At 47.9% G+C, this 6235-nt stretch carries 7 protein-coding genes; 4 read left to right on the plus strand and 3 right to left on the minus strand.

Annotated elements, in window-relative coordinates; translation table 11 throughout:
• The first annotated feature begins 80 nt into the window (after positions 1–80).
• Positions 81–344: a DUF2798 domain-containing protein gene (locus K5Y30_RS19860; RefSeq protein ID WP_210080329.1), complete on the plus strand. Its 264-nt coding sequence runs from the start codon at positions 81–83 to the stop codon at positions 342–344.
• A gap of 27 nt (positions 345–371) precedes the next feature.
• On the opposite strand, the gene K5Y30_RS19865 is transcribed toward K5Y30_RS19860, so the two are convergent.
• Entirely contained in the window at positions 372–1277 is a 906-nt protein-coding gene (locus K5Y30_RS19865; protein WP_222213033.1) for a LysR family transcriptional regulator, read from the minus strand.
• Positions 1278–1402: 125 nt separating this feature from the next.
• On the opposite strand from K5Y30_RS19865, the gene K5Y30_RS19870 reads away from it, so the two are divergent.
• From K5Y30_RS19870 to K5Y30_RS19880, 3 genes are all read left to right on the plus strand, one after another.
• Positions 1403–2782 (plus strand): MFS transporter, encoded by a 1380-nt coding sequence (locus K5Y30_RS19870; RefSeq protein WP_222213035.1) that lies wholly within the window; start codon positions 1403–1405, stop codon positions 2780–2782.
• Complete coding sequence (locus tag K5Y30_RS19875) at positions 2779–3168, plus strand: DUF4440 domain-containing protein (RefSeq protein WP_222213036.1); 390 nt, start codon at positions 2779–2781, stop codon at positions 3166–3168. Before K5Y30_RS19870 ends, K5Y30_RS19875 begins: the two co-directional genes overlap by 4 nt.
• 127 nt (positions 3169–3295) lie before the next feature.
• Positions 3296–3703: a VOC family protein gene (locus tag K5Y30_RS19880; RefSeq protein ID WP_222213038.1), complete on the plus strand. Its 408-nt coding sequence runs from the start codon at positions 3296–3298 to the stop codon at positions 3701–3703.
• A 334-nt stretch (positions 3704–4037) separates the two neighbouring features.
• Here K5Y30_RS19880 and K5Y30_RS19885 read toward each other — a convergent pair whose 3' ends face one another.
• Together K5Y30_RS19885 and K5Y30_RS19890 are read right to left on the minus strand one after the other, a co-directional pair.
• The gene (locus K5Y30_RS19885) at positions 4038–4580 is read right to left on the minus strand and encodes a GNAT family N-acetyltransferase (RefSeq protein WP_222213040.1); all 543 of its coding nucleotides are present in this window, start codon (positions 4578–4580) and stop codon (positions 4038–4040) included.
• Between the two features lie 50 nt (positions 4581–4630).
• Positions 4631–6028, minus strand: a complete 1398-nt coding sequence (locus tag K5Y30_RS19890) for an ISNCY family transposase (protein WP_222213042.1) — start codon at positions 6026–6028, stop codon at positions 4631–4633.
• Positions 6029–6235: the final 207 nt, after the last annotated feature.

The raw sequence follows: 6235 nt of genomic DNA on the forward strand, positions 1-6235 counted from the left end.
CAGTAGCGTTCTACTCGCATCCTGATTCACTTGATAGGTTAGCGGCTGTTTTGCTTAAACTTACTGAAAAGGATCACGCTATGACAACAGCAACCGAGAAAAGTAGTGCTCGTCTACGCCTGCCAAAGCACGTTTCACCTTACATCTTCGCGCTGTATATGGCGACAATCATGGCGTTTCTGATGAGCCTGGTCATTACCTTCGCCGAATTTGGCATCGGGCCGCATTATATGGAAAATGTGATGAATGCATATCAGGTTGCGATGCCTGCGGCTTTTGTTTGCATACTGGTAGTGCGCCCGATTGTGGTTCGGTTGGTGGGGTTGACGGTGCATGGGCATTGAGTCGTTTGATGCTCCCTCACATCAGTTTTATTGGGGGCTTCCAACTCTGCTCTGTAAAAAATCGATGAACGCTCGTACTTTTTCAGGTACATGGCGCGTGTTGGGGTAAAGCGCATAAATTCCTTGACGGGGAAAATGATGATCTGGCAGTAGTTGGATCAAATTCCCCAGGCGCAACTCTTCCTGCACAAGCCAGGCAGGTAAGAGGGCAACGCCAGCCCCTCCAAGAGCAAAAGCCAAGAGCGAAGCAGCGTTGTCAGCCACGATCATGGCAGGACTATGTACGTTGAAAACTACGCTCTCACCTTCGGGTGTTGAAACTTGCCAACTTAATGGCGTTGACAGGCGACTATGTGCAATCCATTTCGCATCAGCGAGTTGAGCCAGAGTGGTGATGGGACATTCTCCCATGGTGTGAAGATAGGCAGGTGAAGCGACGGGGAAGATATCGAAGCGATCGATAATCCTTGCATGGTGACTGGAATCGGCAAGTTGACCAAGCCGGATTGCCACATCGAAACGCCCGGAAATAAGGTCGTCATTCTTCGATGATGAAACATGCTGGATGCGCAGTTGTGGATGTCTGGATGAAAATTCCGCCATTGCTGGCACTATCACACGCGCTCCGTACTCGGGTGTCGTGGTAATGCGCAATAAACCTACCAACCCAGAATGATCGCCGCGTACTTCATCGAGGAGGTGCTCAGCATCCTGCAGGAGTTGCCGGCAACGATGATAAAATCGTTCTCCGCTATCCGTGACAGACACTCGCCGGGTACTACGAGTCAGTAAAGAGACACCCAGTTCCGCTTCAAGTTGTTTAATATTAAAGCTCATCACCGCTTTAGTCAGCCCCAGCGTCTGTGCTGCTCCGGTAAAACTACCGGCTTCTACTACCGCAACAAACATCTCAAGACGCTGCAGATTAATCATCAATTACTCCGATTAGATAATGTGACTGTCAAAATATCTTTGACAGTATAACAACAGGATGCGCATTTATCCTGATAAATAATGTTCCTATAATTCGCGCATTATGCTGTTTTGATGAGAAAAAGATGACTTATCGTGTGCGTGTGGGTTGTGTGTATTTGCTCGGATTTTTTATCGACCTGGTGAATATGTTTATCGCCAATGTTGCTTATCCTGAAATTAGTCGTGAGTTTGACTCACCGGTGAATCAACTGGCGTGGATAAGTAACAGCTACATTCTGGCTCTTACGCTGGTCATACCGCTCAGCAGTTGGCTGTCTAAACGTATCGGCATCAAGCGTCTGTTTATGGCTTCCCTGATGATTTTCATTATTGGGAGTTGTGGTGTGGGATTGTCTTCATCGCTATCGCAGTTGATTACCTGGCGAGGGCTGCAGGGGATCGGCGGCGGATTGTTGATTCCACTGGGCCAGACCATGATCTATGCGTTGTATAAAAGTCATGAACGCGCAAGATTATCTTCTGCTGTGATGCTGGTAGCGTTACTGGCACCTGCGCTGTCGCCGGCTATCGGCGGGATACTGGTTGAAAGCATCAGCTGGCGTTGGGTATTTTTGGCCAGTGTACCGCTGTCAGTAATCACCCTGATATTGGCAGCATGCTGGCTCAAACCTGACCAACAGAGCGAAAATCACGAGAGTCTGGACGCAGTGGGTTTGATTGGCGGTTGCACAGGATTGACCTTGATACTTCTTGGACTGTCATATCTTGGTGAATCTCAGCACTTCCACCAGGGTGGGCTGATGCTGTTAATAGGCCTAATTATCATGGGCGGTTATGTATGGAATGCCATGAAGAAAACCAATCCACTTCTTAACCTGCGTCTGATGAAGGATCCTCTCTTACTGACCGCAATGCTGATCTACCAATTCATACCGGGTTTATTTATGGGAGTGAGTATGATCGTCATGCTCTATCTGCAAAACCAGCTTGGGATGAATGCCTCATTGGTGGGAGCTATGATGTTGCCATGGTCAATGGCATCGTTCGCGGCGATCACGTTGACCGGCAAAAGCTTTAATATACTTGGGCCACGTCCGCTATTTATCACGGGCTGCCTCGTTCAGGCAACGGGCATGGGCCTGATGGCATTGACAGGACATGGTGCTGATGTGGTGATTTGTGTATTGGCTTTCGCACTGATGGGATTCGGGGGGAGTTTATGCAGCAGCACGGCACAAAGTACAGCTTTCATTCAAATAGCAGATGCTGATCTTGCTGATGCCAGCGCACTTTGGAATATCAATCGTCAACTCAGTTTCTGTCTCGGCATTACCTTGGTCAGTCTTTTGTTTAATATTATTACCGACTTCACGCTGCCATTAGATCAAGCCTATCACTTGTGCTTTATCTTAGTCGCATGCAGCGCTGTTATACCCATAGCATGTTGTTTTCGCATAGCTAACCACGACGTTATTTTCACTTTAAAACAGGAGCAAAAATGAATCGTTATTTTAAGGAAGTAATGGATGCGCACGAGTTGATACAGAATTGGTTGGGAAATGCAGAAGCGCATGACGAAGTTTGTGACAATCTACTCGCTCGTTTTAGTCCGGCATATTCAATGATGACTACGGGCGGTGTATTACTCAACTTCACCCAATTAAATAATTTCTTTCGCACTCAGCGTGGCGCACGACCGAACCTTGATATTGAAATTACTGATTTGCAGATTGTTACTGAGAGTGAAGGTGGAGCAACAGTAACCTATATAGAACGCCAGAAAATTGGCGCTCAGGCTGCCACACTTCGTTTTTCGACAGTCGTGTTTGAAGCAAATCAAGATGGTAGGGTGATTTGGCGACACTTGCATGAAACATCAATGCCTTAAGGCGAATCCTGGCATCAACTCCGTTCTGAGATTATGTTAAATATTGTGCCTGGTAGTGCTTAGTTATTTGCAATATATAAGGGCATATCCGATTCTTCTTGCTAGTAATGATGCTAATAAGGTTGCTATGTCTGTATTAAGAATCGATCATGTACATATCTATGTAAATAATATCGCTGAAGCGGAAGGCTGGTATAAAAATGTACTAGGGTTCATACGCGATGAGTCATTGCTTTTCTGGTTTACTCAGGGCGGACCATTAGTAATAAAAAATAACGAAGCAGCACTTTCGCTTTTCGAGAGAAAACATCATTCACCTGGCCACACTGTGGCCTTCAACATCAAACCGAGCTGTTTTCATGAGTTGATAGAAATACTGTCATTGCGGTCGATTCCTTTTACCGTAAGCGATCATCAGGTATCAATGTCTGTTTATTTTGAAGATATAGATGGAAATAAAATAGAAATGACTTCCTATGAATATCTTGAGGCCAGTAAAAATATACAGTCCTATTTGATGTCAGGTAAGTTGTAATTGTGAAGCCGCATCACGCCGACGCATACGTTTTCAATAACAGCCCGAATGACGGGAAGGCGGTGAAGTTCTTTGTTCGACATGGTCACCAGCATCAGCAGAGATCTCCCAGAAAAGGCGGCAAAAGCGCCGTATCTGGGTGACATTATGAACTAGCTAAAAAGTGACATTATCAAATAGCACCCACAACCTATGTCAAAGCCAAGTAGAAGTGACCGGGTTCAGGCAAACCTAAGATGGCCGATTGTTGTCAGAGTAGGTTTTTAATAAAAGAACTAACCCTCTGCTTTGAGGGCTAATTAGAATTTAAATTCAGCTTTAATAAAGGGGGTGATTATTCCGGAAGGATCAGCGAGTTAAGGATGTGGTCCTGCCAAGTCCCATTTATTTTCAGATAAGATTGTGCATAACCTTCTTTTACGAAGCCCAGACTGCCCAGAGTCTTTTTGCTGCGTAAGTTATCAGAAAGATGATTAGCCATTATCCTATGGATGTCATACTTATCATGCACATAGGATATGGATTCTTTCAGCGCCTCATGCATCAAGCCATTACCCTGATAATTATGGTCGATTGAAAATCCTAGATAGCATGCCTGAAAAACACCGAATATAAAGTTGGTGAAATTTATACTGCCTATAATTTTGTCATCATCTTTTAAGGTGAAAACCATAAGGATGCACTTTCTTTCTTCATAATCGAGTAGCGCATTACTGATCCTTTCAGCTACGCTATTGATTGTGAAATATTCGTCGTTTCGCAGTGGTTCAAAGGGTGCGAAATTGTCTCTGTTATTAAGCAAAAAACGCTGAAAGCTCGTTGAATGGTCTAAGGTCAGCAGATATACATCGGTCCGTTCAGTAGAAAATAGCTTCATCTCCCATCCTTGTGAATGTCGGTATCGCTCTGATTATATTTATAAATACTTCAACTTCCAAATATCTCCTGACTTCGTGCCTGTAAATCAATCATCGCCTCCAGTAAATCATCCTCATTGACCGCACGTTGCCGTTTTTTTGTAGGATCTTTCTTCGCACTCCTGCGACTTGGCCCAGTTCCAGCGGGAAGCGCCTGAGAGCGCGTATTATCACGCTTGTCCTGCATCAACTTAGCCACGGCAAGCGCGTGGCCGAGCCGCTTGTTGTCAACGATCGCACCCTGGTCAACTTCAGACAGCCGGTCGTAGGCAGAGTAGGGAAGAACCGTAGCGTGACTCCTGAGTTCAACGCGGCCGTCCGGGTACTGCCAGGCATCCAGATACCTGCCCATCGCCCAGCGGCTGTCATCGTTATCTTCAAGCAGCAACAGCATTTTATCGTAGCGGACCGTCAGCGATTTTGAGACCTTGCGCAGCTCGCGCCAGGTGAATATCTGGTTCAGGTTGTCATCAATATCGAGCGGACGATGCACGTCAAAGTCGTGCCTCGGTGCCTTCGCGAAACGACGGTTGTAGTCCGCCATAAACTCAGCGGCAAAGGCGTTGGCAGCATCAGGCGTACTGATGCCACGCAGCCTGAGCTCCTTGACCAGCCGGTCCTGCAACGTGAGATGCGCACGTTCCACGCGCCCCTTGGCAGAACTGGTGTTGGCGCAGATGCCGGTGATGTTCAGCTCGTTCAGCGCGCGCCCGAACTGCGTCTGGCCGTCGCCTACGGCCGCATTTTTATTGTTGATGCGGAACACGCTGGCCTTGTCGCTGTAAAACGCCAGCGGCTTGCCGTACAGCTCGAGATAAGCGCGCGTGGCTTGAAAATAGGTGAAAGTAGACTCGGAGCGGACGAAATGAAGCTGCATCAGGCGGCTGGTTGCGTCATCCACGTAAACCAGCAGCGTGCAGGCCGGACCACGTTCCTCAAACCAGCGATGGTCGCAGCCGTCGATCTGAATCAGTTCGCCGACACAGGCGCGGCGGTAACGAGGCTGCTGGATCCTGGAAGCGCGATGCCTGCGGGGGATCCAGAAACCAGCCAGCATCATCAGCTTGCGTACGGTCTCTTTAGACAGCATCACGCCGTGCAACTCGGCCAGCTTCTCGCAGGCGAGCGTGGGACCAAAGTCCGGGTATCTCTCACGGATGATCTGAATGGCGCGTTCGGCAAGGCCTTCGGGAAGCTGATAGTTGCTGGGCTTGCCGCGCCGCCGGTCAGCCATGCCCAGCGGGCCTTCGATGCGATAGCGCTGGAGCAGACGACGACACTGTCTGTCGGAAATGCCGAGACGTTCAGCAGCGAGATGTGTTGTCAGACGCCGGTCGACAACGTCCTGAATGACTTTAAGCCGGTTAACTTCGTTCATCGTGAAAAACTCCACACCAGAAGCCGCCATAACAGGTTCCTCAGCAGGTCACCCGAAGCGGCCATGTCAGCTTAGCTCAAAGCGGACATTACTACTTTGCCTCCTCAACTATGTTGAGGCTGGTTTTAAATGTCCGGGTTTCAGCTGAATTGAAATGTCCGTCAGGTCTTGCCAAATATCTCCTGGCTGCGGGTCTGTAAGTCAGCAAGGGCTTCGAGCAAATCATTTTCATCTAAA

It is taken from the genome of Pantoea sp. DY-5 (genome assembly GCF_019795955.1).
Taxonomy (GTDB): domain Bacteria; phylum Pseudomonadota; class Gammaproteobacteria; order Enterobacterales; family Enterobacteriaceae; genus Pantoea; species Pantoea leporis.